The organism is Tatumella sp. JGM118 (assembly GCF_018257515.1).
Classification (GTDB): Bacteria; Pseudomonadota; Gammaproteobacteria; order Enterobacterales; family Enterobacteriaceae; genus Tatumella; species Tatumella terrea.
In genome coordinates, this window is sequence record NZ_JAERJR010000024.1 from 13,949 (window position 1) to 39,149 (window position 25,201).

The 25,201-nt window shown below is 53.7% G+C and carries 22 protein-coding genes; 9 read left to right on the top strand and 13 right to left on the bottom strand.

Annotation, left to right across the window (positions count from 1 at the left end; all coding sequences use genetic code 11):
* Positions 1 to 57: 57 nt before the first annotated feature.
* Positions 58 to 1,323, top strand: a complete 1,266-nt coding sequence (locus JK223_RS15265; protein WP_212715008.1) for an NAD(P)/FAD-dependent oxidoreductase — start codon at positions 58 to 60, stop codon at positions 1,321 to 1,323.
* A 56-nt stretch (positions 1,324 to 1,379) separates the two neighbouring features.
* On the opposite strand, the gene JK223_RS15270 is transcribed toward JK223_RS15265, so the two are convergent.
* The 7 genes from JK223_RS15270 to ulaA form a co-directional block, all read right to left on the bottom strand.
* Positions 1,380 to 2,150, bottom strand: a complete 771-nt coding sequence (locus tag JK223_RS15270) for a hypothetical protein (RefSeq protein WP_212715009.1) — start codon at positions 2,148 to 2,150, stop codon at positions 1,380 to 1,382.
* Positions 2,151 to 2,551: 401 nt separating this feature from the next.
* Positions 2,552 to 3,235, bottom strand: a complete 684-nt coding sequence (locus tag JK223_RS15275; protein ID WP_212715028.1) for an L-ribulose-5-phosphate 4-epimerase — start codon at positions 3,233 to 3,235, stop codon at positions 2,552 to 2,554.
* Positions 3,236 to 3,242: 7 nt separating this feature from the next.
* Positions 3,243 to 4,100, bottom strand: coding sequence for an L-ribulose-5-phosphate 3-epimerase (locus JK223_RS15280; protein ID WP_212715010.1), 858 nt, complete (start codon positions 4,098 to 4,100; stop codon positions 3,243 to 3,245).
* A gap of 9 nt (positions 4,101 to 4,109) precedes the next feature.
* Positions 4,110 to 4,766: a 3-keto-L-gulonate-6-phosphate decarboxylase UlaD gene (locus JK223_RS15285; RefSeq protein WP_212715029.1), complete on the bottom strand. Its 657-nt coding sequence runs from the start codon at positions 4,764 to 4,766 to the stop codon at positions 4,110 to 4,112.
* 12 nt (positions 4,767 to 4,778) lie between these two features.
* A complete protein-coding gene (gene ulaC / locus JK223_RS15290) occupies positions 4,779 to 5,249 on the bottom strand; it encodes a PTS ascorbate transporter subunit IIA (protein WP_212715011.1) in 471 nt (156 codons plus the stop codon).
* Positions 5,236 to 5,565: a PTS ascorbate transporter subunit IIB gene (ulaB, locus tag JK223_RS15295; RefSeq protein WP_212715012.1), complete on the bottom strand. Its 330-nt coding sequence runs from the start codon at positions 5,563 to 5,565 to the stop codon at positions 5,236 to 5,238. The genes ulaC and ulaB overlap by 14 nt, the downstream gene beginning before the upstream one ends.
* 29 nt (positions 5,566 to 5,594) lie before the next feature.
* Complete coding sequence (ulaA, locus tag JK223_RS15300; RefSeq protein WP_212715013.1) at positions 5,595 to 6,977, bottom strand: PTS ascorbate transporter subunit IIC; 1,383 nt, start codon at positions 6,975 to 6,977, stop codon at positions 5,595 to 5,597.
* Positions 6,978 to 7,372: 395 nt separating this feature from the next.
* Here ulaA and ulaG point away from each other — a divergent pair, with 395 nt between their 5' ends.
* Together ulaG and ulaR are read left to right on the top strand one after the other, a co-directional pair.
* Positions 7,373 to 8,437: an L-ascorbate 6-phosphate lactonase gene (ulaG, locus tag JK223_RS15305; RefSeq protein WP_212715014.1), complete on the top strand. Its 1,065-nt coding sequence runs from the start codon at positions 7,373 to 7,375 to the stop codon at positions 8,435 to 8,437.
* Between the two features lie 105 nt (positions 8,438 to 8,542).
* The gene (ulaR, locus tag JK223_RS15310; RefSeq protein WP_212715015.1) at positions 8,543 to 9,298 is read left to right on the top strand and encodes an HTH-type transcriptional regulator UlaR; all 756 of its coding nucleotides are present in this window, start codon (positions 8,543 to 8,545) and stop codon (positions 9,296 to 9,298) included.
* Positions 9,299 to 9,392: 94 nt separating this feature from the next.
* Here ulaR and rpoD read toward each other — a convergent pair whose 3' ends face one another.
* The 3 genes from rpoD to rpsU form a co-directional block, all read right to left on the bottom strand.
* Entirely contained in the window at positions 9,393 to 11,231 is a 1,839-nt protein-coding gene (gene rpoD, locus JK223_RS15315) for an RNA polymerase sigma factor RpoD (protein WP_212715016.1), read from the bottom strand.
* Between the two features lie 264 nt (positions 11,232 to 11,495).
* Complete coding sequence (gene dnaG, locus JK223_RS15320; RefSeq protein WP_212715017.1) at positions 11,496 to 13,241, bottom strand: DNA primase; 1,746 nt, start codon at positions 13,239 to 13,241, stop codon at positions 11,496 to 11,498.
* A gap of 116 nt (positions 13,242 to 13,357) precedes the next feature.
* Entirely contained in the window at positions 13,358 to 13,573 is a 216-nt protein-coding gene (gene rpsU / locus JK223_RS15325) for a 30S ribosomal protein S21 (RefSeq protein WP_001144069.1), read from the bottom strand.
* Between the two features lie 278 nt (positions 13,574 to 13,851).
* Here rpsU and tsaD point away from each other — a divergent pair, with 278 nt between their 5' ends.
* Entirely contained in the window at positions 13,852 to 14,871 is a 1,020-nt protein-coding gene (tsaD, locus tag JK223_RS15330) for a tRNA (adenosine(37)-N6)-threonylcarbamoyltransferase complex transferase subunit TsaD (RefSeq protein WP_212715018.1), read from the top strand.
* A 51-nt stretch (positions 14,872 to 14,922) separates the two neighbouring features.
* Here the strand turns inward: tsaD and plsY are convergent, their stop codons facing one another.
* Positions 14,923 to 15,534: a glycerol-3-phosphate 1-O-acyltransferase PlsY gene (plsY, locus tag JK223_RS15335; RefSeq protein ID WP_212715019.1), complete on the bottom strand. Its 612-nt coding sequence runs from the start codon at positions 15,532 to 15,534 to the stop codon at positions 14,923 to 14,925.
* 107 nt (positions 15,535 to 15,641) lie between these two features.
* On the opposite strand from plsY, the gene folB reads away from it, so the two are divergent.
* The gene (gene folB / locus JK223_RS15340) at positions 15,642 to 16,001 is read left to right on the top strand and encodes a bifunctional dihydroneopterin aldolase/7,8-dihydroneopterin epimerase (protein WP_212715020.1); all 360 of its coding nucleotides are present in this window, start codon (positions 15,642 to 15,644) and stop codon (positions 15,999 to 16,001) included.
* Between the two features lie 204 nt (positions 16,002 to 16,205).
* Positions 16,206 to 17,024 (top strand): undecaprenyl-diphosphate phosphatase, encoded by an 819-nt coding sequence (gene bacA, locus JK223_RS15345; RefSeq protein ID WP_212715021.1) that lies wholly within the window; start codon positions 16,206 to 16,208, stop codon positions 17,022 to 17,024.
* 57 nt (positions 17,025 to 17,081) lie between these two features.
* On the opposite strand, the gene JK223_RS15350 is transcribed toward bacA, so the two are convergent.
* On the bottom strand, positions 17,082 to 18,308 hold the full coding sequence (locus JK223_RS15350; RefSeq protein WP_212715022.1) for a multifunctional CCA addition/repair protein: 1,227 nt from the start codon (positions 18,306 to 18,308) through the stop codon (positions 17,082 to 17,084).
* Positions 18,309 to 18,431: 123 nt separating this feature from the next.
* Complete coding sequence (locus JK223_RS15355) at positions 18,432 to 19,055, bottom strand: TIGR04211 family SH3 domain-containing protein (protein ID WP_212715023.1); 624 nt, start codon at positions 19,053 to 19,055, stop codon at positions 18,432 to 18,434.
* A gap of 201 nt (positions 19,056 to 19,256) precedes the next feature.
* Here JK223_RS15355 and JK223_RS15360 point away from each other — a divergent pair, with 201 nt between their 5' ends.
* From JK223_RS15360 to hldE, 3 genes are all read left to right on the top strand, one after another.
* Positions 19,257 to 20,576 (top strand): inorganic triphosphatase, encoded by a 1,320-nt coding sequence (locus tag JK223_RS15360; RefSeq protein ID WP_212715024.1) that lies wholly within the window; start codon positions 19,257 to 19,259, stop codon positions 20,574 to 20,576.
* 49 nt (positions 20,577 to 20,625) lie between these two features.
* Positions 20,626 to 23,460 carry a bifunctional [glutamate--ammonia ligase]-adenylyl-L-tyrosine phosphorylase/[glutamate--ammonia-ligase] adenylyltransferase gene (glnE, locus tag JK223_RS15365; protein ID WP_212715025.1) on the top strand — a complete coding sequence of 945 codons (2,835 nt, stop codon included), beginning with the start codon at positions 20,626 to 20,628 and terminating at the stop codon, positions 23,458 to 23,460.
* A 181-nt stretch (positions 23,461 to 23,641) separates the two neighbouring features.
* Entirely contained in the window at positions 23,642 to 25,072 is a 1,431-nt protein-coding gene (gene hldE / locus JK223_RS15370) for a bifunctional D-glycero-beta-D-manno-heptose-7-phosphate kinase/D-glycero-beta-D-manno-heptose 1-phosphate adenylyltransferase HldE (protein ID WP_212715026.1), read from the top strand.
* Positions 25,073 to 25,201 lie beyond the last annotated feature (129 nt).

A 25,201-nucleotide genomic window follows, 5' to 3' on the forward strand; every position in this document is an offset into this window, starting at 1 on the left:
ATGATGACCTACCGGGTACAGGCTAATTCTGTACCCTGAACCCCGGGAACAGAACTGATGACGACTGAAATACTGAAAACCGATACCCTGGTGGTAGGGGCAGGCCAGGCAGGTGTGGCAATGAGCGAACACCTGACGGCCCTGAAAATCCCCCACCTGGTCATTGAACGTAACCGTATTGCCGGTCACTGGCGGAGCCGCCGCTGGGATAGTCTGGTGGCGAATGGTCCGGCCTGGCATGATCGTTTTCCGAATATGACCTTCACGGATGTCAGCCCGGACGGATTTGCGCCGAAAGAGAGTGTCGCTGATTATTTCGAGGCCTACGCCGACAGTTTTAATGCCCCAATCCGCACCGGTATTGATGTCAGAAAAGTTACCCGTAATGAAGGGCGTCCGGGCTTTACCATCGAGACATCCGACGGTGTGATTGAAGCCTTGCGGGTGGTCGCTGCGACCGGACCCTTCCAGAAACCGGTGATCCCGCCGGTGATCCCGCAGGATATCGGTCTGACCCAGATACACTCGGCGGACTATCATAACCCTCAGCAATTACCCTCCGGCGGCGTACTGGTGGTGGGGGCGGGCTCTTCCGGAGTACAGATTGCGGAAGAACTCTGCCGGGCCGGAAAAAAGGTCTGGCTGTCAGTAGGGGCGCACGATCGCCCGCCACGCTCTTACCGTCAGCGTGATTTCTGTTGGTGGCTTGGGGTACTCGGCCAGTGGGATGCGACCACGACCCAGCCCGGTAAAGAGCATGTCACCATCGCCGTGAGCGGAGCCAACGGCGGCTATACCATCGATTTCAGAAAACTTGCGAACGAAGGCGTTAATCTGGTCGGTGTCACCCGGGGTTTTCAGGAGGGGGTGGTAAGTTTTGCGGATGACCTGGTGCAGAATATCGCCAATGGTGATGCCAGTTACCTGGGAATGCTGCGGGCAGCCGATGAGTATATCGCCCGTAACGGCCTCGACCTGCCTGCCGAGCCTGAGGCGCATTGTATTCTGCCCGATCCGCCTTGTATGACCGACCCGCAACTCCGCCTGGATCTCGCCGCCGAAGGCATAACCTCCATTATCTGGGCCACCGGCTATGCCACAGACTTCAGCTGGCTACAGGTCGATGCGTTCGATGAGCAGGGCAAACCCTGCCATCAGCGCGGGATCTCGACAGAGCCTGGGATCTATTTCCTCGGATTACCCTGGTTATCCCGCCGGGGATCGACATTTATCTGGGGGGTCTGGCATGACGCCAAATATATTGCCGACCAGATAGCTATCCAGCGTCAGTATATGACCTATCATCCAGCGACGGAGAGCTGATCGCGGTGCGTGTTGCGGCAGAACTGCCTGTCGCAACACGAAACTCACCCCGGCCTTCAGCGGAGGGCCGGCAGTGCCGCGACCTGACGGATCAGTGTTTCTCTGGCATCATCCAGCTGTTGCGGATTAGTTTGCCGCGATAAGGCCTCCCGCGATTTTTTCCCCAGGAAGTAATGGATCCTTTCACTGTTTGCGCCGGAAGGGTGCGGTAAACCCGCCAGTACCCGTGCCGGATCGATCCGCTGTTGCTGAACCAGTAACGCCACCCCCTGTGTTGCCACCGGCCCCAGCGGCACAAAGACCGCCTGCGGAAGTTGCGCGGCTTCTGCCGCAAACCCGCGTTCAATGCTATGCCTGAGAAGCGCTGACTGGCGGAATGACGGGGTATTATTATAATTTTTGCCGTTCAGAAAGACCGGCTGATTAAACAGCGAAGTAAAATGTACCAGTGACTGATGCTCCCCGAATAATTCACGGCAGGAGGGGAGGGCCAGCCAGTCGGCCAGCCCGACAGCATCCAGTAACGGGATAAGGTTATTTCTTATCGCCCCGCTGAATGCTCCCTGCTGTTTGGCAAGGAATAAGGCCTGATCATCACTGCGGCCCGCCAGCAAGGCCTGCCGGGCCGCAGTCACGGCATGCAGCCATTGCTGGTAGCCGGGGGTGATCCCCACCAGTACGATGCGGGCTGCCGGGTTCAGGTAGTCAAACGGAATATAATACTCGGTCAGAGGACCTTCCTGACCCAGTAAAAATGCCTGAGGGATCTGCCGGCCGGCAGACGGCGTAAAGTTTTTAATGGCCTGACGGAACTGGCTGAACATCATGGGGTGTGTCCTGAGTATCAGATGACTGGCTCGCCGCAGAGTAGCATGTCTTAAGTCGTGAAAGTATGGCGACAGTCTTCCCATGATTAATCCTGAAAGCCATAACACGGCCTTTCCGGTCAGGGAATAAAGCGTAGCTTCCCGGCATCGCCGATACTCTCTGCACCGTCAGAATAATGAAGGGTAGCGGTTTCCGGGAGTCACATTATTATGTTATTGCTCTCATCAGGCGTAAAGGAAGTTGAAGAAGGAAATTAATGGTGGTTAACGGTTTCTTGCAGTGGCTATTTTAAGGCAGCAGGAAATCCGGACCGCCCCTGAATATCGCCTGACAGAGTACACTCAACTTTGCGGCGGAAAATGCCGGATACGCGGAGGCAGAACCCCCGCAACCGGCTATGTTATTTTTGTCCGTAGTAAGCGTTTTCGCCATGCTTACGGTTGAAATGTTTATTCTGCAGATAGGGCGGGATCGCCCCGGGTTGCTGACTGAGCTGACAACTCAGCCAGGCGAGCCTCGCGACTTCCTCCAATACGACGGCATTGTGCACGGCTTCCGCCGCATCCGCTCCCCAGCAAAAAGGCCCATGCTGAGCAACAATAACGGCCGGAACCTGCAGGGGAGAGCGATTTTCCAGAGTATTGATAATCACCTGACCGGTATTCAGTTCATAATCGCCGTCAACTTCCTGTCGGGTTAACGGGCGGGTACAGGGGATCTCGCCGTAAAAATAATCGGCGTGGGTCGTACCATAGGCAGGAATCGATCGCCTGGCCTGGGCCCATGCAGTCGCATAGGGAGAGTGGGTATGCACGATCCCACCCAACTCCGGATATTTCTGGTAGAGGGCCAGATGGGTTGCCGTATCAGAAGAAGGCCGCAGAGGTCCCTGATAGCGACCGTCCGGTCCGACAAGGACCATATCGGCAGGACGCAGTTTTTCATAGGCAACGCCGCTGGGCTTGATGACCATCAGTCCGCTTTCCCGGTCAATGGCACTGACATTTCCCCAACTATAGGTCACCAGCTGATGGGCCGGGAGTTGCATATTGGCCTCATACACTTGCTGCATTAATTCTGTCAGCATCGTTTTACCCTCCAATGATTAAGCCTGCGACATGCATTTTTTCGGTGACCCAGCGTCGGGCGGCAGCGACTTGCTGGCGCGAATTTTCTGCCTCGCCGCTCCACATCTCAATCAGGTATGGCCCCCGATAGCCACTTTGATGCAGTGTGCGAAAACAGCCTTCAAAATCCACCACGCCTTCACCGAACGGCACATTTTTAAACTCTCCGGGCCGGGTGTCTTTAACATGGACGCCGACAATGTGTCCGGCACCGGCCAGCAGTTCCATTTCGACATCATTATCCCAGGCGGAAAGATTGCCAATGTCGGGATAAAGCTGAAACCAGGGATTATTGAGATAATGGCTGTAACCCAGGGCCTTACTGACGGAGTTGATAAGCCCGGTGTCCATGATTTCCATCGCCAGTGTGACCTGGGCCTTACTGGCCATCGCGACGGCCTGTACCAGACCCTCGCGAAAAAGCTGCCGCGTCCGGGGATTTCCCTGCGGGTAATATACGTCGTAACCTGCAAGCTGAATAACCCGTATCCCGAGATCCTGCGCCAGCCGGATAGCCTGTTCCATAATCAGCAATCCCCTGCGGCGAATATCCTGATCTTCGCTGCCCAACGGAAAACGCCGGTGAGCACTCAGGCAGAGTGACGGGATACGGACACCGGTTGTGATAACCGCCTGAACCAGCTCCAGTCTCTGTTTATCACTCCATGTCAGCCGGGCCAGTCGCAGATCTGTTTCGTCTATCGACATCTCGACGAAGCCGAAGCCCAGTTCGGCGGCCAGTGCCAGACGTTGTGGCCAGCTGTTATCAGGAGGTAATGCTTTTTCGTAAATACCGAGTAATACCGGCTCAGAGTATGGCATGGTGCGTCCTTATCCCCAGATATGGCGAATCGTCTGTCTGAACTCACGGGCGGCGGCAACAGGGTCAGCGGCATCGCGGATACTGCGCCCGGCAATAAAGGCATGTATCGGAAGATGGCTGAACAGAGGAAGATCGTCGACGACCAATCCGCCGGTGATGGTCAGTTTAAAGCCCATATCGCTCAGCTGCTGCAAGGTTGCAAGGTCCTGCCCTGTCCAGCTGGCCCCTGCCGCTTGCGCATCCCGGCTGCGGTGATAAACCAACTGGCGAACGCCCGCATCATACCAGTCGTGAGCCTGTGCCATTTGCCAGCTTCCGGTGAGCTCTATCTGGACATCCCCCCCATACTGATGTGCGGTCTGCAGAGCACCTTTCACGGTATTAATATCCGCACAGCAAATGACGGTTACCCAGTCTGCAGACGCTTTAAAGCACATCTCTGAGAGTATCTTCCCGGCATCGGCAATTTTGGCATCGGCCAGGACGATGTGTCCGGGATAGAGCGCTTTTATTTCCCGTACGGCACGAACTCCTTCACTGACACACAGAATGGTGCCAACCTCGATAATATCGACCTCACCGGCAATCAGCCGGGTTGTGACAAACGCCTGATCCAGAGATAAATTATCCAGGGCGATTTGTAGCATTGGCCATTGACGTTCCATCATCGGTACTCCTTAGTGTCCGGTAGGTAATGAGGATTGATTAATCAGTTCCAGGACTTGTTGCGGATGGCGGCAGTCGCGTATTTTCTGAAAATTTTCTGGGTCTTCAAATAACTGTACGATCTGGCGAATGCCTTCCTCCTGATGCGTTCTGGCATCACAGGCCGCGAGGGTCACAAGAATGTCGATCGGGTCGTTATCTTCGTCACCAAAACAGACCGGGGTCTTTAGTGTTACCAGCGCGAAGCCGTTACGTAGTACCCCTTCCTCCGGGCGGGCATGCGGCATGGCAAGGCCCGGGGCTAATAAAAAATAAGGCCCGAACCGTCTGACGCCGGCCAGAATGGCCTCGTAATACTCTGGCAGGACGACGCCCGCCCCGACCAGCAGATCGGTACCTATTTTTATCGCCTGCTGCCAGTTATCAGCTTCCGCCTGTAACCTGACAGAGTTATTGTCTCTGAGAGAATCACTCAGTTTCATCAGTCTTACCCCCCGCCAGATCCGCCGGAAAATGCTGACGGATGATGGCCATTAATTTGGGGCCAAAATCCTCCGCAGACAGCATATTTCGAACCCCGACAACATATTTATTGCCGCTGACACTGATTTCTCCGGCAACATGGGTGGAGGCGATAATAATATCCGCCTGGTTAAGTTCCGATTTGTATTCACCGACGGCACAGCTATTGACGCTGTGGTCTACCTGTTGCTGGCTGAGAAACTGATCAACTTTCATTTTCATGATCATTGAGCTTCCCTGTCCGCAACCACAAACTGCCAGAATTCTTACTGTCATTGGGGGACCTCCTGTGAAGGATCTTCAGACTACGGGATGTTTTTGGCGGCTGTTTCTTCGTGATGTAAGCGGCGGGCTGAACGATACATATAGACCAGGGCGATGATGATCACGACGCCCATAAACCACAGTCCGGCGTGCAGGCCTTGCATCAGAGGCGGAGCGAGGATCGACCAGTCGGCCATCCCCATCCAGGCATCCAGCCCGGTCAGCCTGACTGCCCAGACACATCCAAATATTTCAATCATTCCCATGACCAGACAAATTTTAAGTGCCGCACGCCAGCCGCCATAATGGTTGGCAAAAACGCCGATGGTGGCGTTAGAAAAGAACATCGGAATAAAGCCCGGAATAATCATGACTGAAGACTTCATCAGCATCAGCAGACCGACGGCGATCAGCTGGCCGACCGTTCCCCACATAAATCCCCAGACCACGGCATTGGGCGCGAAGCTGTAGATAGCCGCGCAATCAATCGCCAGTACGGCTCCCGGAATCAAACGTTGTGAAATACCATTAAAGGCTTCGGTCAGTTCAGCAACAAACATCCTGACGCCCTGAACGATGATAAAAATCGCCACGGCGAACATCAGCCCGGTTTGCAGAACATAGAGAGTCCAGTGAGTGCTTCCGGCCATTGCCTGTAATGTCGGTATACCGAACGAGCAAAGGATGGCTCCAAAAAATAGCGTCATCACAATCGCAGTCGAAACAATGTTGTCATGGAAAATATTCAGCCAGCCCGGCAGCGACAGATTTTCCACACTCTCCTGTTTTTTCCCGAGATACGGGGCCAGCTTACAGGCAATCCATGAGGCAAACTGCTGCTGGTGGCCAATAGAAAAACCGCTGTTTTCGGTCACGGACTGGGTGGGGATATACATCATGTTGGAAGTGATGCCCCAATAGAGAGAGGTGAGCACCGCACTACAGATGATGGTGGTCCACATACCGTAACCTGACAGGTAAAAAAATACGGCGATTAGCCCGACCTGCTGAAACATGATATGTCCCGACAGCATAATGGTCCGGATACCGGTGAGCCGTTTCAGCAGGACGTACAGGACATTGAGTGCCAGCGCCAGTAATACCGCATAACCGACCCAGCTGTAGGCACCCTGCATCCGATCGATAACCGTCATCATAGAGGCGTAAGTATCAGAGATGGCACCGTTAATCTGATAAACCTCCGAAAGTTTACTGACAACCGGTTTAAACGTGCTGGTCAGAATGCCGGAACCTGACTGCAATAGCATAAAGCCGATAATGGTTTTCAGAGTGCCTTTGATAATGACAGTGGTGCTTTTGCGTAACAGCAGATAGCCCAGCAAAGTGACTAATCCCAGTAGCAAAGGGGCATTGGTCAATACCTGGTTAAAAAAAACAGTGAACAGGGTGTATAGCATTTCCATACAGTTCTCCAAAACCTTGGCTACAGCGCACAGATATCTGCACAGATACCTCCGCACGAACGGCAGACCTACCGCTGTCTGAGTTCTTTTATTCAGTGGCCTCACCATAACAATCACAATACATCACAAAAAGATTGGATTTGATTATTTGTGATCGTCTTCACTGGTTGTTTTTTAATTCCCTGAGCGTTCAGTAAGTTGGTGTTTTGTGATCGAAAACAGGAAATACAGGCTTTAACGTATTCATATCATGACGTTAATAGAAAAAAACGCTATCCGGATTTATATTGCGGTGATTATCAAAGGGTGGTAATTTCTCTCAGTAATGATCATATGTGATTTGTTATGATTATTTTTGGGTTTCTGGTTCATTACGGAAAAATGGAGAAACGATTATGAGCAAAATAACGACAACCAGCCGGGAATCATGGGTGCTGAGTACCTTTCCTGAATGGGGAAGCTGGCTGAATGAGGAGATTGAACAGACCGATGTTGCTGCGGGGACCTTTTCAGTATGGTGGCTGGGATGTACCGGGATTTGGCTGAAGTCCGAGGCAGGAACGAATTTGTGTGTGGATTTCTGGTGCGGTACCGGCAAACAGACGCGCAGTAATCCACGGATGAAAGCCGGTCATCAGATGCAGCGCATGTCCGGAGGGGTCGCGCTGCAACCTAATTTGCGTACGACCCCTTTTGTTATGGATCCCTTTGCTATCCATAATGTGGATGCCATTCTGGCGACCCATGACCATAATGATCATATTGACGTGAATGTGGCTGCAGCAGTCATGCAGAATTGTGCTGCGGACGTTCCGTTTATCGGGCCGCAGTCCTGCGTGGATATCTGGGTAGGCTGGGGCGTCCCGCGCGAGAGGTGCCGGGTAGTCGTGCCGGGGGATATCATTACCCTTAAAGATACACGAATTATTGTACTGGACTCCTTCGATCGTACGGCGTTAATCACCTTACCCGCCGGGCAGCAGGCCGCCGGGGTTCTCCCCGACGGGATGGACCAACGGGCGGTTAACTATCTGTTTGAAACTCCGGGTGGCTCGCTTTATCACAGTGGGGATTCCCATTATTCAAATTATTATGCCCGCCATGGTAACCAGTATTCGATAGATGTTGCTCTGGGCTCATTTGGCGAAAACCCCCGAGGGGTCACCGATAAAATGACCAGTGTTGATTTACTAAGAATGGCAGAATCATTAAAAGCTCAGGTCATTATTCCTGTTCATCATGATATCTGGTCAAACTTTCAGGCTGACCCGAAAGAGATCCTCTGTCTGTGGGAAATGAGGCGTCATCGTCTTCAGTACCGCTTCGCGCCTTTTATCTGGCAGGTTGGCGGTAAATTTACCTGGCCGGATGATAAAGATAAACTCGAATATCATTATCCGCGCGGTTTTGATGATTGCTTTACTCTGGAGCCGGATCTGCCTTTTAAAGCTTTCCTGTGAGGTAAAGGGTCGTTTTATGGTGCGTACTTATGAAGAAAAATGATATTAATAATCAACGAGTGCGCCTATAATTCACCCGGATGTTTACCTTGTAACGGAATTTTCATGACTGAATCTCAGCGGCATCACGCCATCCTCGAGTTGCTGCATACAAAACGGCACCTTTCTGTCGCCGATGTGATGACTACGTTTGATGTTTCCCCGGCCACTGCGCGACGGGATATTAATAAGCTGAATGATAACGGGCAGCTGCGTAAAGTACGTAACGGCGCAGAGGTATTAAATATATCCCGCCAGATATGGACCCCGCTGAATATTGAGCAAGCCAGCCATCTGGATGAAAAAATCAGAATTACCAAGGCCGCGGCCGCACTTTGTAAGCCCGGGGAAAGCGTGGTGATCAATTGCGGATCCACCGCGTTTCTGCTGGGTCAGGAACTCTGTGGTAAAGATATTCAGGTAATTACGAATTATCTGCCGCTGGCGAATTACCTCATTGAACATGAGCATGAGCGGGTAGTGATTATGGGGGGGCAGTACAATAAACAGCAATCGATAACCCTGGCGCCGCAAAGCAGTGATGCTGACTTGTATGCGGGGCACTGGATGTTTACCAGCGGCGTCGGCCTGACAGGCGAAGGGTTATATAAAACGGATATGCTGAGTGCGATGAGCGAGCAGAAAGTCCGGAACTATGTCGGGAAGCTGGTGGTACTGGTGGACAGCAGTAAAATCGGCCAGCGGGCAGGAATGCTGTTTAGCCGGGCGTCAGACATCGATATGGTGATCACCGGCAAACAAGCCGAAGCCCGGGTAACGGAACAACTCCGTACTGCCGGCGTGGATGTCCGGCTGGTCTGAGCACCGACCGCCGGATTGCGGTAAAAAAAAACCTCATCAGGATGAGGTTTTTTATGTTTCTTTCAGCAACCGGTGGATCCACCGGAGCCGTTATTTAGTCATCCAGGAAGCTGCGCAGCACTTCTGAGCGGCTTGGGTGACGCAGTTTACGCAGGGCTTTCGCTTCGATCTGACGGATACGCTCACGGGTCACGTCAAACTGTTTACCCACTTCTTCCAGGGTATGGTCAGTGTTCATATCGATACCGAAACGCATACGCAGAACTTTTGCCTCACGGGCAGTGAGTCCGGCCAGAACATCATGGGTTGCTGAACGCAGGCTCTCAGAGGTTGCAGAGTCCAGCGGCAGTTCCAGGGTGGTATCTTCGATAAAGTCGCCCAGATGTGAATCTTCATCATCACCGATCGGTGTTTCCATCGAAATCGGTTCTTTGGCGATTTTTAATACCTTACGGATCTTATCTTCCGGCATCAGCATACGCTCAGCCAGTTCTTCCGGTGAAGGTTCACGACCCATTTCCTGCAACATCTGACGTGAAATACGGTTCAGTTTGTTGATGGTTTCGATCATGTGTACCGGAATACGGATAGTCCTTGCCTGGTCAGCAATCGAACGGGTGATCGCCTGACGGATCCACCAGGTCGCATAGGTCGAGAATTTATAACCGCGACGGTATTCAAACTTATCAACGGCTTTCATCAGACCGATGTTACCTTCCTGAATCAGATCCAGGAACTGCAGACCCCGGTTGGTGTATTTCTTAGCAATCGAGATCACCAGACGCAGGTTAGCTTCAACCATCTCTTTTTTCGCACGGCGGGCTTTCGCTTCACCGATAGACATACGACGGTTAATATCTTTTACCTGCTCAATCGTCAGGCCGGTCTCTTCTTCGATCTGTGACAGCTTCTGCAGGCCACGGGAAACGTCGTCCTGCACTTCCTGCAGTTTTTCAGACCATGGCTTCTTCAGCGCCAGAGCCGCTTTGAACCAGGTATCGTTCGTCTCGTTCCCGGTGAACAACGTGATGAAGTTCTTCTTCGGCATCTTGCAGATTTCAACACACAGTCGCATGATGGCGCGTTCCTGACCACGGACACGATCCATCATTTCACGCATATTGTTGACCAGATAATCAAACTGTTTAGGCACTAAGCGGAACTGCTTAAACACCTCAGACAGGTTCTGGATTTCGACAATAGCGTCAGCATGGCTGCGGCTTTTGCTTTTGATGACGTTGCGGGTCACTTCATACTGAGCACGGAGTTCAGTAAATTTCTCGCGCGCCAGTTCAGGATCGATAGAGTTATCGTCATCTGAATTGTCGTCTTCGTCTTCTTCGTCTTCATCATCGTCACGATCTTCTTCTGAAAGTTCAGACCCGACGTGTGTCGCTGTCGGTGCCAGATCTTCTTCAGCATTCGGATCGACAAACCCGGTAATGATGTCGGAAAGACGGGTTTCACCGGCTTCAACTTTGTCATACTGCTCAAGCAGGTAGGTGATTGCTTCCGGATATTCTGCGACGGAGCATTGAACCTGGTTAATACCATCTTCAATACGCTTAGCAATGTCGATTTCGCCTTCACGGGTCAGCAGTTCTACTGTCCCCATCTCGCGCATATACATGCGGACCGGGTCTGTCGTCCGGCCAATTTCGGATTCTACGCTGGATAATACCTGCGCAGCGGCTTCTGCTGCATCTTCATCAGTATCCGAACTGTTTTCATTCAGCATCAGATCATCAGCATCCGGGGCTTCTTCTACCACCTGGATGCCCATGTCGTTGATCATCTGAATGATGTCTTCAATCTGATCGGAGTCGACAATATCTTCCGGCAGATGGTCATTGACCTCAGCATAGGTCAGATAGCCTTGCTCCTTACCACGGGTGACAAGTAGCTTCAGCTGTGACTGCGGGTTTTGCTCCATAAGACGGTATCCACACTTCTGTTAATGAGATTGGTGTTGGCCGGGGGTAACCGGCAATAACAGTAAAGGCGTTCAATAGCTGCGGCCTTCATCGCAGCAATGGGCATCTGCCCTCAGTAATCGGCAATTAAGCCGCGAGTAATCTTTTTGTCATCTTTCAGGTTTCAGTATAGAAGAACCCGGCAGAGTCTGTGGTCCCTGATGATTTTTTCATCAGTATTTACATTTCTCTGTGCAGCTCCGCCGGGGCGAAGCTGCTGAATACTATTTTTTCGCCAGAGCGGTCAGCAGCGACTGTAATTCCCGGCGCTCTTCACTGTTCAGTCCGCGGGTGCGGTCATGGGCAATTAGCTGCTCAAGGCGTTGTTCCAGGGCCGAGTCATAGATACTTGCCAGTGAATCGCTGAAGACGGCTTCCACTTCATCATCCACTATCATGTGGTTCCAGATAGCCAGAGTTTCAAGGGACTGGCCGGTTTTTGTATCACGATAGCTTTCCAGCAGCTGGGCGGTCGTCATCCCCGGTTGCTCGTTGCAACGTTGTACCAGTTCCGCGAACAGAGGGAGTCCGGCAATCCCGGTGTCCATCAGTCCGTCAAGTGAGGGTACCTGTGCGGCAAGTTCAGGATGCTGCAATAACAGGGCAACCAGTATCCGCATGGTGGTCCGCTTCATGGCCGGACCCGCGGGGGTGGTTTTATGCTCAGCCTGTGCCGGTAACAGCTTCTCCAGCTGCCGGTCATCCAGAATGCCCAGTTTATTGCCTAACACCTGACGCAGATAAATCCGCAAGGTCTCGCCGGGGATCTGACTGATCAGCGGCAGTGCCAGCGTGCTCAGTCTCGCTTTCCCTTCCCGGCTGCTTAAGTCGGTCTGAGGCAGTAAACTTTCAAATAAAAAGTCTGACAGCGGCACGGCCTGAACCATCCGCTGTTCAAAGGCGTTTTTGCCTTCTTTACGTACCAGTGTATCCGGGTCTTCCCCGTCCGGCAGGAACATAAAACGCAGTTCCCGCCCATCGGTCATATAGGGCAGGGCCGTTTCCAGGGCCCGCCATGCCGCATCGCGGCCTGCCCGGTCTCCGTCGTAGCAACAGATCACGGTATCGGTATTTCTGAATAATAACTGGATATGTTCGCTGGTCGTTGAGGTGCCTAACGAGGCAACGGCATAATCGATACCAAACTGTGCCAGCGCAACCACATCCATATACCCTTCAACGACCAGCAGTTTTTCGGGCTGCGGATGCTGACGGGTGACTTCATAAAGGCCGTATAGCTGGCGCCCTTTATGGAAAATCGGCGTTTCAGGTGAGTTCAGGTATTTCGGGGTATCATTCCCCAGTACCCGGCCGCCAAATCCAATGACTCTGCCGCGTTTGTCGCGGATAGGGAACATGATCCTGTCACGGAAACGATCGTAACTCCGGCCATTATCATTGGTGATGAGCATTCCGGCTTCAGTCAGGGACTGTTTGTCCTCCTGCTGTTTTCCGAAACGCTTCAGGGCATTATCCCAGCCCGGCGGAGCATAACCTATCGAAAAGTGGTCGATGACCTGCTGGCTTAACCCACGGCTTTGAATATACTGGCGTGCGGGTTCGGCCGTCTGACCGGTCAGCGATGTCTGATAGAAGCTATTCAGGCCATCCATCAGTTGATAAAGACTCTGACGCTGATGGCGTTCCAGGGGGCTATCACCGCTGCCACTTTCATAAGGGACTTCCAGTCCGTTCATGGTGGCGAGTTCTTCGATGGTTTCAACGAATTCCAGACGGTCGAAATTCATCAGAAAGTCGATAGCATTACCATGGGCACCACAGCCAAAACAGTGGTAAAACTGTTTGTCGCCGTTAACGGTAAAGGACGGTGTTTTTTCGTTATGGAAAGGGCAACAGGCGTGATAGTTTTTGCCTTGCTTTTTTAACTTCACACGGGCATCGATCAGATCCACGATATCTGTGCGTGCAAGCAAGTCATTGATAAATATACGCGGTATTTTCCCAGCCATAGGCTCCGGATCTTTAGCTCATAAACGGCAACAAGCCGCGCTTCCTTTCGGAAAGCACGGCCTTTCACTTAACTCAGTCTGCGTTTAACACGCAAGGGAGCGTGCTCCCGAAGAAATTAGTACAGACGAGTACGGCGTGCGTTTTCGCGAGCCAGTTTCTTGGCATGACGCTTAACAGCAGATGCTTTAGCGCGTTTGCGTTCGGTCGTTGGTTTTTCATAAAACTCACGACGACGCACTTCAGCCAGAACGCCTGCTTTTTCGCATGAACGTTTGAAGCGACGCAGTGCAACGTCGAAAGGCTCGTTTTCACGTACTTTGATTACCGGCATGTAACTCTCACCTCGATAAAATTCGGTTTTTGCAGCTGGCTGCAGCGCCAGCTTATTTCAAAATGGTGCAGTATTTTACTCCAGCGTAGGCTGACTTGTAAAGCACCATGAACAATTTCAAACCAACGAGCACTCTGCGCTGCGGCTGCCGGTTTTTTCAGACCGCGAAGTATAGCCTATTCTTTGGCCGGTAAAAAATGTTTTTAATGAAATCGTGCAGCGTAGGTCTGAATTATCTCCTGTGGTACACTCCTGCAGCGAAATCAGAGGTGAGTGTGATGCGAGTTTTGGGTATAGAAACGTCTTGCGATGAAACCGGAATTGCAATTTATGACGATGAATCCGGTCTGCTGGCTAACCAGTTGTATAGTCAGGTAAGTTTACATGCGGATTACGGCGGTGTTGTGCCGGAGCTGGCCTCCCGGGATCATGTGCGTAAAACCGTGCCGTTAATCCAGGCGGCCCTGGCGGAAGCCGGGCTGGCCCCGGAAGACATCGATGCGGTCGCCTACACGGCCGGCCCCGGACTGGTGGGCGCCCTGATGGTCGGGGCAACGGTCGGACGTTCGCTGGCGTTTGCCTGGCAGGTCCCGGCTGTCCCTGTTCATCATATGGAAGGTCACTTGCTGGCACCGATGCTGGAAGAGAACCCCCCGGAATTCCCGTTCGTCGCTTTACTGGTCTCCGGCGGGCATACCCAGCTTATCAGTGTCACCGGCATCGGTGAGTACCGGTTACTGGGCGAGTCTATTGATGATGCCGCCGGAGAGGCTTTTGATAAAACGGCAAAACTGCTGGGCCTGGATTACCCTGGCGGTCCGCTGTTATCTAAAATGGCTATGCAGGGCGTGGCCGGTCGTTTTACCTTCCCGAGGCCGATGACCGACCGTCCGGGACTGGATTTCAGCTTCTCCGGACTGAAGACGTTTGCCGCAAACACCATCCGTAACCATGACGACGATGCACAGACGCGTGCAGATATCGCCAGAGCCTTTGAGGATGCTGTGGTGGATACGCTGATGATTAAGTGTAAAAGGGCGCTGCAGCAGACCGGTTTCCGGCGGCTGGTGATTGCCGGTGGCGTCAGTGCTAATCGCACCTTACGCAGCCGGATGGCGGAAATGATGCAGCAACTGGGGGGAGAGGTTTTCTATGCCCGTCCGGCGTTCTGTACCGATAATGGTGCCATGATAGCCTATGCCGGAATGGTGCGTTTTAAAGGCGGTACAGAGAGTGATTTGGGGATCACGGTTCGTCCCCGCTGGCCATTAGCAGAACTGCCGCCGCTCAACCAGTAACCTGGCGATTGCCCGTCCTGAGGGCGGGTATCACCGGAGGTCAGAATTGCGTTATTCTGATTTCCGGCGTTTGCCTCTGCGTTTCCAGAGTCTCGGTTCCAGGCCGCGCCACAGGCGCTGTATGTTGTCATGGTGGCGCAGCAGGATAAGACAGGACAGCATCGAGACCGGAAAAGTAAACTGCGGTTTAAACCACCACACATAAAACGGTGCAATCAGCGCACTGATAATCGCGCCCAGCGATGAATACCCGCTAAGCAGCACGGTCAGCAGCCACGTCCCCATCATCAGCCCCGTCAGATCCCAGCCGATAGGGGCGATGGCGCCCAGCGCGGTGGCAACGCCTTTACCGCCACGAAAATGAAAAAATAACGGATAGATATGTCCCAGACAGGCAGCGATGGCCGTCAGACCCAGAAAGAACGGCGACACGTGCAGCGCATAGGCCAGCCAGACCGGTAACATACCTTTTAAAACATCAAATAACAGCACAGCGACCGCCGCCAGCTTACCGCCAACGCGCAGAATATTGGTCGCGCCCGGATTACCGGAACCCCGGGTCCTCGGGTCAGGATATCCGCGTATTTTGCACAGCAGTATTGCTCCTGAAACGGAGCCACAAAGATAGGCAAAAAGGATCATTCCTGCGGCAATTACTGTCATAATACCCTCTAATACCTTGTCCGTTATCCTGGTCGCTGACAGAGGATAATACGCATAAAGTATCGGAAGTGGTATCGGTTCACGGCAAAAATACAGAGAGTGTCACTATGGATATAGTTTTTATTGAGCAACTGACGGTATTTACCACCATCGGGGCTTATGACTGGGAACAGACTATCCAGCAAAAATTGTTGCTGGATATTGAAATGGCCTGGGATAACCGTAAAGCGGCAGCCAGCGATGATGTCGCCGATTGTCTGAGCTATGCCGATGTTTCTGAAGCAGTGCTTCACCATTTACAGGGACAGCGTTTTGCCCTGGTGGAGCGGGTGGCGGAAGAGATCGCCGGCTTGCTGATGCAGCGTTTCGGGCTGGAAGGCGTCAGGATCAAAGTGAGTAAACCGGGTGCGGTGGCGCAGGCAGCTCAGGTTGGCGTCCGTATTGAACGAGGTAATATTCCGAAATAAACGGTAATACTCTTCCGGTGATTGCCATCTTAATGAAACCCAACCACAGTACAGATGTCATAAGTCTGGTTCATCTGTTGCGATGCGGTAATTCAGCCCGCTCGTCACCGTTGTTCCTGGCATTGGCCGTGATTTACCGTCTGAATTTCAGACGGTAATGGATGGTATTTACAGGGTGGAATAAAAAAAAGAGGGTAGTCCGGGATGGCAGATATGCATCACCTGTTCGTTGCCGCAATTTTGGGCATAGTGGAAGGGTTAACAGAGTTTTTACCGGTATCATCAACCGGGCATATGATTATCGTCGGTCATTTGCTGGGATTTGAAGATAAAACCGCCGAAACTTTTGAAGTAGTGATCCAGTTGGGGTCGATTCTGGCCGTGGTCGTCATGTTCTGGCGGCGGTTGTTTGGCCTGATAGGTATCCGGTTTGGTCAGGTTCCCCATGAAGGTAAAGGTCAGGGACATCTGACGCTGATCCATATTTTACTGGGGATGATCCCTGCGGTAGTGCTCGGTCTGATCCTGCATGACAAAATTAAAGCGTTATTTACGCCGATGAATGTGATGTATGCGCTGGTCGCCGGCGGGGTGTTACTGATTCTGGCCGAAAAACTGAAACCGGCACAACCGAAAGCCGTCGGTCTGGATGATATCACCTACCGGCAGGCATTTATGATCGGTCTGTTTCAGTGCCTTGCGCTCTGGCCAGGATTTTCGCGTTCAGGCGCCACGATCTCCGGCGGGATGCTGATGGGCGTCAGTCGTTTTGCTGCCTCAGAATTTTCATTCCTGCTGGCGGTTCCGATGATGATGGGAGCAACCGCGCTGGATTTATATAAAAGCCTGAGCTTCCTGACGGTCAGTGACGTGCCGATGTTCGCCACCGGATTTATCATGGCCTTTATCGTTGCGCTGGTGGCGATAAAGACCTTCCTCGGCGTGATCAAGCGGATGTCATTTATCCCTTTTGCGATTTACCGTTTTATCCTGGCAGCAGTCGTGTTTGCTGTTTTTAGCTAATCCGGCAATGACGCAGCCGCCCGGTCACAGAATGTGTGGCCGGGCAGCTTGTCACTCTTACGCTAGCGGCTGGCAGTACGGGACCAACGCCTCCGTCCGTTTGCGGGTCAGTTCCTGACGTATCTCCGGCCCTTTAAATCCTGCCTGAACAATCGCTGCGACCGGTACGGCGGCGGCAATTTCATACATCTTTCTGACAAAAGCTCCCTGCGGGTAAGGGTTAGCGGTTAAGCCTGCCCGGCCGCGGGCATCGGCTTCACTGGCGAGCGTCAGTTGCAGAATGCGTTCGGGTTTGCGCCAGCTGTCGATATTGTCAAACAAACCGATAATCTTCTCTGCCGGCTGACGCTCAATCGTGTGCAGTACATCGTGAAATTCAGTGATCAGTAGCGCAAGATCCCGGTAATGGTTCGGGACTTTCAGGCGCTGGCACAGTGCGCTGATCAGCGGCAGTCCTGCCACACCATGACCCGGGTGTGACGGCCAGAGGGCCGGCGGGGTCAGGGCTTTACCGGCATCGTGGAACAGCGCGGCAAAACGCACGGCAGGGTCATCGGTTAATGACGCGGCCATGGCCAGCGTCATCAGGCTGTGAATGCCGGTGTCTATTTCAGGATGCCATTTAGCCGGCGCAGGGACGCCGAACAGATTATCCAGTTCCGGGAATAATACCTGCAGAGCACCACAGTCACGTAATACCTGAAAATAGACCTCCGGTGCGGGGCCGCAGAGCACCTTTTCGGTCTCTTTCCACACCCTTTCCGGGGTCAGGTGAGCCAGTTCACCACTGGCAGATAATTGTTGCATCAGTGCGAGCGTCTCAGGGGCGATGGTGAACCCCTGCGCCGAGAAACGGGCCGCAAAACGGGCGACCCTCAGAACCCGTAACGGGTCATCGATAAAGGCGGGAGACACATGACGCAGCAGGCGGTGTTGCAGATCCTGCCGGCCCTGCCAGGGGTCGATAATCTGTCCGTCGCTGTCCCTGGCCATCGCATTGATGGTCAGGTCCCGGCGTTGTAAATCGTCTTCCAGCGTCACATCCGGGGAAAAGCGGGTAGTGAAGCCGGTATAACCATGACCGGCTTTGCGTTCGGTACGTGCCAGTGCATATTCTTCATGGCTGACCGGGTGGAGGAATACCGGGAAATCGCGTCCGGCCTGTTGATATCCCTGTGCCAGAAGCATGTCAGGGCTTGCGCCGACCACGACCCAGTCCCGATCCTTGACCGGTAGCCCCAGCAGAGCGTCACGGACGGCACCGCCGACCAGATAAGTTTTCACGGCATAACTCCTATATCACCCCTGTATTTCTGTCACAGTATACAGGACCAGGACAATTCGGAAATTACTGGCCGGAAACCGCCTGCCGGGGCAGCATCCCCGGCAGGCATCAGTCTGTCGCGGTTAGCGCATCCAGCGGTCACTTTTTTTGCGACGCGGGATCATATGGGGCAGCAACAGACCGAGCAGCAGACCGATCCCCAGCACTCCGCCGCCATACATAAACCACTGCATAATAATGGCACGTTGCTTATCATCTAACTGAACGTTGGCGGCATTCACTTTCTTCTGTGCCACGATCAGCTGATTTTTCAGATTCTGGTTTTCCTGCTTCAGCGCATTAATGGCATCATCACTGCCGGCCACTTTCTTTTGCATATCTGCCGTACGCTGGTTCCAGCTGTTATCAATGTTCGCCAGCTTATCGGTCAGCACTTTTACCTGCTGCTGCAACTGGGGGACCTGGGTCCGCAGGCTGGGGGAATCACTTAGCTGTGACAGCGGGATCCAGTTAGTCCGGCCCTGGCCATCACGAATTTCGGCGTAGTGGGTATCCTGATTGGTCTGTAACAACGTCACCTGGTCTCCGGCATTCAGCTTGCCGACCAGACGGTATTGATCCCCGGGGCCGCTGCGGACCCAGGTGGACAGCTCATCAGAAATATAGCGGGTGGTGTCTGCATGGACGACCGGCGCAAGACCGGTGAAAGCCAGCAGAAAAATACCAGTACGTGTAATTTTATTCATTCGACGTCGTTTTTGCATATTATAGGGGTTAGTTCAATGCCACAGTCTGGAGAGGGGCCGGATAGATATAAATGAGAACTTTCCTGTTCTCGGCGATGGTAAAGCCTAACAAATCCAGGACATTGAGTCTTTAGTCGATTACTCTGGATGATGGAGTAATTTTCCGGTTAATTGATAGCAATTGTGATACTCAGAGATCCTATGACCATTGAAACAGAATTAAAGTTCATTGCCAGTAAAGAAGCCGTGAACCGTCTGGCAGAACGCCTGAATGGCTGCCCGGGCCAGCATTTCGCCCCCCGTACGTTAGCAAACATCTATTTTGAAACCCCGGACAACCAGCTGCGTCGCTGGGATATGGGGTTACGCATCCGTGGCATTGATAATCAGTATGAGATGACGCTGAAAACCCGCGGACAGACGCTGGGCGGCTTGCATCAGCGTCCGGAATACAATGTCAGCTTAACCGCGAATGCCCTGGACATCCGTCTGCTGCCAGCGGATGTCTGGCCGGAAGGCACGGACGTCGATGCATTGCAGCAACAGCTGCACCCGCTGTTTCAGACCGATTTCGTCCGGGAAGTCTGGCTTATCACCTATGCGGAGAGTGAAATCGAAGTGGCGTTCGATCAGGGAGCCGTGATTGCCGGTGAACTGCAGGTGCCGCTATTTGAAGTCGAGCTGGAACTGAAGCAGGGAACGCGCCACGATTTAATGGCGTTTGCTTTTGAGCTGGTGGGTGACGGAGGTCTGCGTCCGGGCAGCCTGAGTAAAGCTGCCCGCGGTTACCATCTGGCTCAGGGGAATCCGCCAAAAGATGTCCACCCGTTCCCGCGTCTGCAGTCGGAAAAGAAACTGAACTGTGAGCAGGGCTTACAGGCGATGTTATCCACCTTACTGGCAGAATGGCAGTACCACGAAGAACTCTGGCTGAACGGTGATAGCAAGGCGGCCGCCCGGGTCCGGGAAATCCTGCTGGCGATCCGTGAGGTGTTTACCTTGTTCGGTGGCATGCTTCCGCGTAAGGCCACGGGACAGTTACGCGAACAGTTGCTGGCACTGGAACAGGCGATGACCGGGGATATCTCTGCCGAAACGCTCTGTTTTTCTGCCGTCTCTGCACAGACCCAACTGATACTGACCCACTGGTTAATCGAACAACCGTGGAAGGCGCTGCTGGAAGATAAGCACCGTAAAAAGATGGAAGGCTCGTTTAAGCGCTTCTGTGATGTGATGCTGGGGCGGGTTTTCGCGGAATTAAAACAGATCACCGCCGAATTTAATCAGGAGTCTGAATATCAGGATAAAGTCCTGAAAATCCATAAGCAGTTACTGGCTGTCTGTCTGCTGTGCGGTGCTTACCCGATAGCGGCGGTCGATGAGTGGCTGGCCCCCTGGTGGCTGGCACTGAAAAAGATCAATGAACAGCAGTACGATGATCTCCCCTGGACCTTACGCTCGCTTCACCGGCAGGCCCCTTTCTGGCTGAACGGCAATGAGGCGGCCAAAATCAGAGAATAATCGCTGCAAAGTTCAGGCAGCCCTTCAACAGAAATCACAGGAAAAGTGTATGTTGCCGTTACCTTCGTTGTTGCAGGATCTGGCCGGTAAAGCAGCCGCGACGCTGAATCCGCCACTCCCGCCGGAGACCTTACCGGCCGCAGCCCTGGCATTCAGTGACTTTATCTGCGAAAGCTTACAACAGCACCCCGGATGGTGGCAGCAGATACAGCAACAGCCACCTCAGGCGGAGGAATGGCAACACTATGCGTCCTGGCTGAGCGTAGCGTTACAGCCGGCAGACAGTGAAGCGAAGGTCATGCAGGTATTACGTGAATTCCGGCGTCATATGCTGGTACGTATTGCCTGGATGCAGGCACTTTCTCTGGCCGCTACGGAACAAAGCCTGCGTCAGCTCAGTGAGCTGGCGGAGGTATTGATTGTTGCGGCGCGGGACTGGACGTACCGCCAGTGTTGCCAGGAATGGGGAACGCCCTGTAACGCCGAAGGAAAGCCCCAGACCCTGTATATCCTGGGGATGGGTAAGCTGGGAGGGGGCGAACTGAATTTCTCGTCAGATATCGACCTGATTTTTACCTGGCCTGAAAACGGCACGACCCGCGGGGGCCGGCGTGAACTCGACAATACTCAGTTTTTTACCCGCATGGGGCAGCGTCTGATCAAATTACTGGATCAGCAAACCCCCGAGGGGTTCGTCTATCGGGTCGATATGCGTCTGAGGCCTTTCGGCGACAGCGGGCCGTTAGTCATGAGTTTTGCGGCCATGGAGGACTATTATCAGGAACAGGGACGGGACTGGGAACGGTATGCCATGGTGAAGGCGCGGATCATGGGAGAGGCGGACGACGATGGCTACCAGGAATTGCAGCAGATGCTGCGTCCGTTTATCTACCGGCGTTATATCGATTTCAGCGTGATCCAGTCGCTACGGACCATGAAAAGCATGATTGCCCGCGAGGTGCGTCGCCGGGGACTGACGGATAATATTAAGCTGGGCGCCGGAGGGATCCGTGAATGCGAATTTATCGTTCAGGTGTTTCAGCTGATCCGCGGCGGACGTGAGCGTTCTCTCCAGCAACGTTCCTGGCTTGCGGCACTGGAGGCTATTGCTACGCTCCATCTGTTACCCGCAGAGGAGGTGACGCAATTGCGGGCCGCCTACCTCTGGCTGCGCCGGCTGGAAAATCTGCTGCAAAGTATCGGGGATCAGCAGACGCAGACATTGCCGGCGGATCCCCTGCAGCAGGAAAGGCTGGCCTGGGCGATGGGCACGTCTGACTGGGCGCAGCTACGCACAGTGCTGAATCAGCATATGTCGCGGGTAAGGGCTATCTTTGACGCATTGATCGGCGAGGATATCCCCGATGCGGGCGGGCAACCGCTGGCCGGTGATTATAATGAATTGTGGCTGGGTGAATATACCTGCGAAGAGCTGACCCCGCTCACCCCGGCGCTGGATGACGCACAACGTCAGCAATTATTACACCATTTACACCATTTCCGTCACGATGCTAACCGCCGTACCATCGGCCCCCGCGGCCGCCTGGCGCTGGACCAGCTGATGCCGCGCCTGCTGGCAGAACTCTGTCCGCGTCCGCAGGCGGATACGGTGCTGCAGCGACTGCTCCCCCTGCTCAGCGGTGTGCTGACACGAAGCACTTATCTCGAACTGCTGACAGAACATCCTGGTGCGCTGTCTCACCTGATCCGTTTATGTGCCGCTTCTCCGATGGTCGCCGATCAACTGGCACGTTATCCGTTATTACTGGATGAATTGCTGGACCCGGCGACGCTGTATCAGCCGATGGCCACGAATGCTTATCGTGACGAATTACGCCAGTATCTGATGCGAATTCCGGTGGATGATGAAGAGCAGCAACTGGAAGCCCTGCGCCAGTTTAAGCAGACTCAGCATTTGCGTATTGCCGCCGCCGATATTGCCGGCGCTTTACCGGTGATGAAAGTCAGTGATCACCTGAGCTGGCTCGCTGAGGCGATCCTTGAAACCGTGGTACAGCAGGCCTGGAGTATGATGGTTCAGCGGTATGGCCGGCCTTCCTATCTCAGTGATATGCAGCAGCGGGGATTTGCGGTGGTCGGTTACGGTAAGCTCGGCGGGCTTGAACTGGGTTACAGCTCTGATCTGGATCTGGTCTTTCTGCATGACTGCCCGGAGGAGGCTGTTACCGATGGCGCGCGAAGCATCGATGGCCGTCAGTTCTACCTGCGACTGGCCCAGAAAATTATGCATTTATTCAGTACCCGTACCGCGTCGGGCATTCTGTACGAGGTCGATGCCCGGCTGCGTCCGTCGGGCGCGGCCGGTATGCTGGTCAGTACGTTCAGTGCTTACCGGCAATATCAGCTGGAAGAGGCCTGGACCTGGGAGCACCAGGCGCTGGTCCGCGCCCGTATCGTTTACGGTGACGCCCGGCTGGCGACCTGTTTTGATGAGATTCGCCGCGAAGTGCTTTGTCAGCCGCGGCCTCAGCCGGCGCTGCAGAACGAGGTGCGGGAGATGCGTGAAAAAATGCGTCAGCACCTGGGCAGTAAAGTCAGGCAACGCTGGGATATTAAAACCGACCAGGGCGGGATCACCGATATTGAGTTTATCGCTCAATATCTGGTACTGGGGCAGGCAGCCAGTGAGCCGGCGCTGACCCGCTGGTCGGATAATATCCGTATCTTTGAAGCGATGGCGCACTACGGTGTTATGCCGGCGGAGGAAGCTGAGCAATTAAGTGCGGCTTATGTCTCGCTACGGGAAGCGCTGCATCACCTCGCGCTGCAATCCCTGCCTGCCACGGTGGCAGAGGAGGCGTTTATGCCTCAGAGGCAAACGGTAGCGCAGAGCTGGCACCACTGGCTGGAACAGCCGGCGTAACCTGTCACGCGCTGTCGTACGGGCAACTTTTTTCTGTCTCTGATGCCTTAACTGCAGTGTTTTTGCTGGCTGTTTTGTCGGGTCAGCGGATTAGGTCTTGCAGATAGCAAACACGGAAGGGTGTTTGTGGTATTATCGGCAAAAATTTTGGTCTGGTTAATTGCTGTCTGGAGTCGTTTGAATGAAAGTAACGCTGCCTGATTTTGGCCGTGCGGGTGTACTGGTGATTGGTGACGTGATGCTGGATCGTTACTGGTACGGACCGACACAACGCATATCTCCTGAAGCACCGGTGCCGGTGGTTAAAGTGGAAACCGTGGAAGAGCGGCCTGGCGGAGCGGCAAACGTCGCAATGAATATCGCGGCCCTCGGGACGGCTTCACGCATTATTGGTCTGACCGGAGAAGACGAAGCGGCCGACACCTTATGCCGGACGCTGGAAGAGGTGCAGGTTGGCTGTGATTTTGTCCGCCTCAGCACCCATCCGACCATTACCAAATTACGGATCCTGTCGCGTAATCAGCAACTTATCCGTCTCGACTTTGAAGAAGGCTTCGGGGATATTGACCCGCAGCCCATCCATCAGCGTATGACAGCGTCTGTGGATCAGGTCGGCGCGGTTGTGCTTTCTGATTATGCGAAAGGGGCGCTGTCTGACGTACAAACGCTGATCCGTCTGGCCCGTGACGCCGGGGTACCGGTGCTGATCGACCCGAAAGGGACCGATTTTGAACGTTATCGCGGTGCAACGTTACTGACACCGAACCTGTCAGAGTTTGAAGCCGTGGTCGGAAAATGCCGTGATGAAGCCGAAATTATCGGCCGCGGTATGACGCTGATGGAAAAATATGAACTGTCAGCGCTGCTGGTGACCCGTTCAGAGCATGGGATGACCCTGCTGCAGCCAGGTAAAGATCCGGTACATTTACCGACACTGGCGCAGGAAGTTTACGATGTTACCGGAGCCGGTGATACGGTGATCGGTGTACTGGCCGCTTCCCTGGCGGCCGGATGCAGCCTGGAAGATGCCTGTTTCCTGGCCAACGCCGCCGCAGGGGTGGTGGTCGGTAAGCTGGGCACCTCGACCGTCAGTCCGCTGGAACTGGAAAATGCCATTCATGCCCGTCCGGAAAGCGGGTTCGGGGTGATGGATGAACAGCAACTGAAACAGGCGGTTGCACAGGCGCGGGCCCGCGGAGAGAAGGTCGTTATGACCAACGGTTGCTTCGATATTCTGCATGCCGGCCATGTCTCCTATCTGGCTCATGCACGCAAGCTGGGCGACAGACTGATTGTGGCAGTCAACAGTGATGCCTCTACCCGTCGTCTGAAAGGCGAAAGCCGTCCGGTCAATGCGCTGATGAACCGTATGATTGTGCTGGGGGCGCTGGAAGCCGTGGACTGGGTGGTCGCGTTTGAAGAAGATACGCCTCAGCGCCTGATTAGCGAAATCTTACCGGACTTACTGGTCAAAGGGGGCGACTACCGGCCGGAGCAGGTTGCCGGAGGCGAAGAGGTCATAGCCAATGGCGGTGAGGTTCGGATCCTGAATTTTGAAGATGGTATTTCCACCACTAATATCATTAATTCCATCAAAAGCCGCCAGTCCTGAGACACACCGGACCGCTGACGGACTGAAGAACGGGAGCCTCTGGCTCCCGTTCTTTTATTGTCACCCCTAAACCACCTCCTAGGGAGGTGGTGATTGATCCTGTAAGGCTATAGCCTGAAGAATACCCAT

Coding starts and splice junctions, on each gene's coding strand:
- JK223_RS15265 (WP_212715008.1), top strand. CDS start 58: ATGACGACTGAAATACTGAAAACCGATACCCTGGTGGTAGGGGCAGGC.
- JK223_RS15270 (WP_212715009.1), bottom strand. CDS start 2,150: ATGATGTTCAGCCAGTTCCGTCAGGCCATTAAAAACTTTACGCCGTCT.
- JK223_RS15280 (WP_212715010.1), bottom strand. CDS start 4,100: ATGCCATACTCTGAGCCGGTATTACTCGGTATTTACGAAAAAGCATTA.
- JK223_RS15285 (WP_212715029.1), bottom strand. CDS start 4,766: ATGGAACGTCAATGGCCAATGCTACAAATCGCCCTGGATAATTTATCT.
- ulaC (WP_212715011.1), bottom strand. CDS start 5,249: ATGAAACTGAGTGATTCTCTCAGAGACAATAACTCTGTCAGGTTACAG.
- ulaB (WP_212715012.1), bottom strand. CDS start 5,565: ATGACAGTAAGAATTCTGGCAGTTTGTGGTTGCGGACAGGGAAGCTCA.
- ulaA (WP_212715013.1), bottom strand. CDS start 6,977: ATGGAAATGCTATACACCCTGTTCACTGTTTTTTTTAACCAGGTATTG.
- ulaG (WP_212715014.1), top strand. CDS start 7,373: ATGAGCAAAATAACGACAACCAGCCGGGAATCATGGGTGCTGAGTACC.
- ulaR (WP_212715015.1), top strand. CDS start 8,543: ATGACTGAATCTCAGCGGCATCACGCCATCCTCGAGTTGCTGCATACA.
- rpoD (WP_212715016.1), bottom strand. CDS start 11,231: ATGGAGCAAAACCCGCAGTCACAGCTGAAGCTACTTGTCACCCGTGGT.
- dnaG (WP_212715017.1), bottom strand. CDS start 13,241: ATGGCTGGGAAAATACCGCGTATATTTATCAATGACTTGCTTGCACGC.
- rpsU (WP_001144069.1), bottom strand. CDS start 13,573: ATGCCGGTAATCAAAGTACGTGAAAACGAGCCTTTCGACGTTGCACTG.
- tsaD (WP_212715018.1), top strand. CDS start 13,852: ATGCGAGTTTTGGGTATAGAAACGTCTTGCGATGAAACCGGAATTGCA.
- plsY (WP_212715019.1), bottom strand. CDS start 15,534: ATGACAGTAATTGCCGCAGGAATGATCCTTTTTGCCTATCTTTGTGGC.
- folB (WP_212715020.1), top strand. CDS start 15,642: ATGGATATAGTTTTTATTGAGCAACTGACGGTATTTACCACCATCGGG.
- bacA (WP_212715021.1), top strand. CDS start 16,206: ATGGCAGATATGCATCACCTGTTCGTTGCCGCAATTTTGGGCATAGTG.
- JK223_RS15355 (WP_212715023.1), bottom strand. CDS start 19,055: ATGAATAAAATTACACGTACTGGTATTTTTCTGCTGGCTTTCACCGGT.
- JK223_RS15360 (WP_212715024.1), top strand. CDS start 19,257: ATGACCATTGAAACAGAATTAAAGTTCATTGCCAGTAAAGAAGCCGTG.
- glnE (WP_212715025.1), top strand. CDS start 20,626: ATGTTGCCGTTACCTTCGTTGTTGCAGGATCTGGCCGGTAAAGCAGCC.
- hldE (WP_212715026.1), top strand. CDS start 23,642: ATGAAAGTAACGCTGCCTGATTTTGGCCGTGCGGGTGTACTGGTGATT.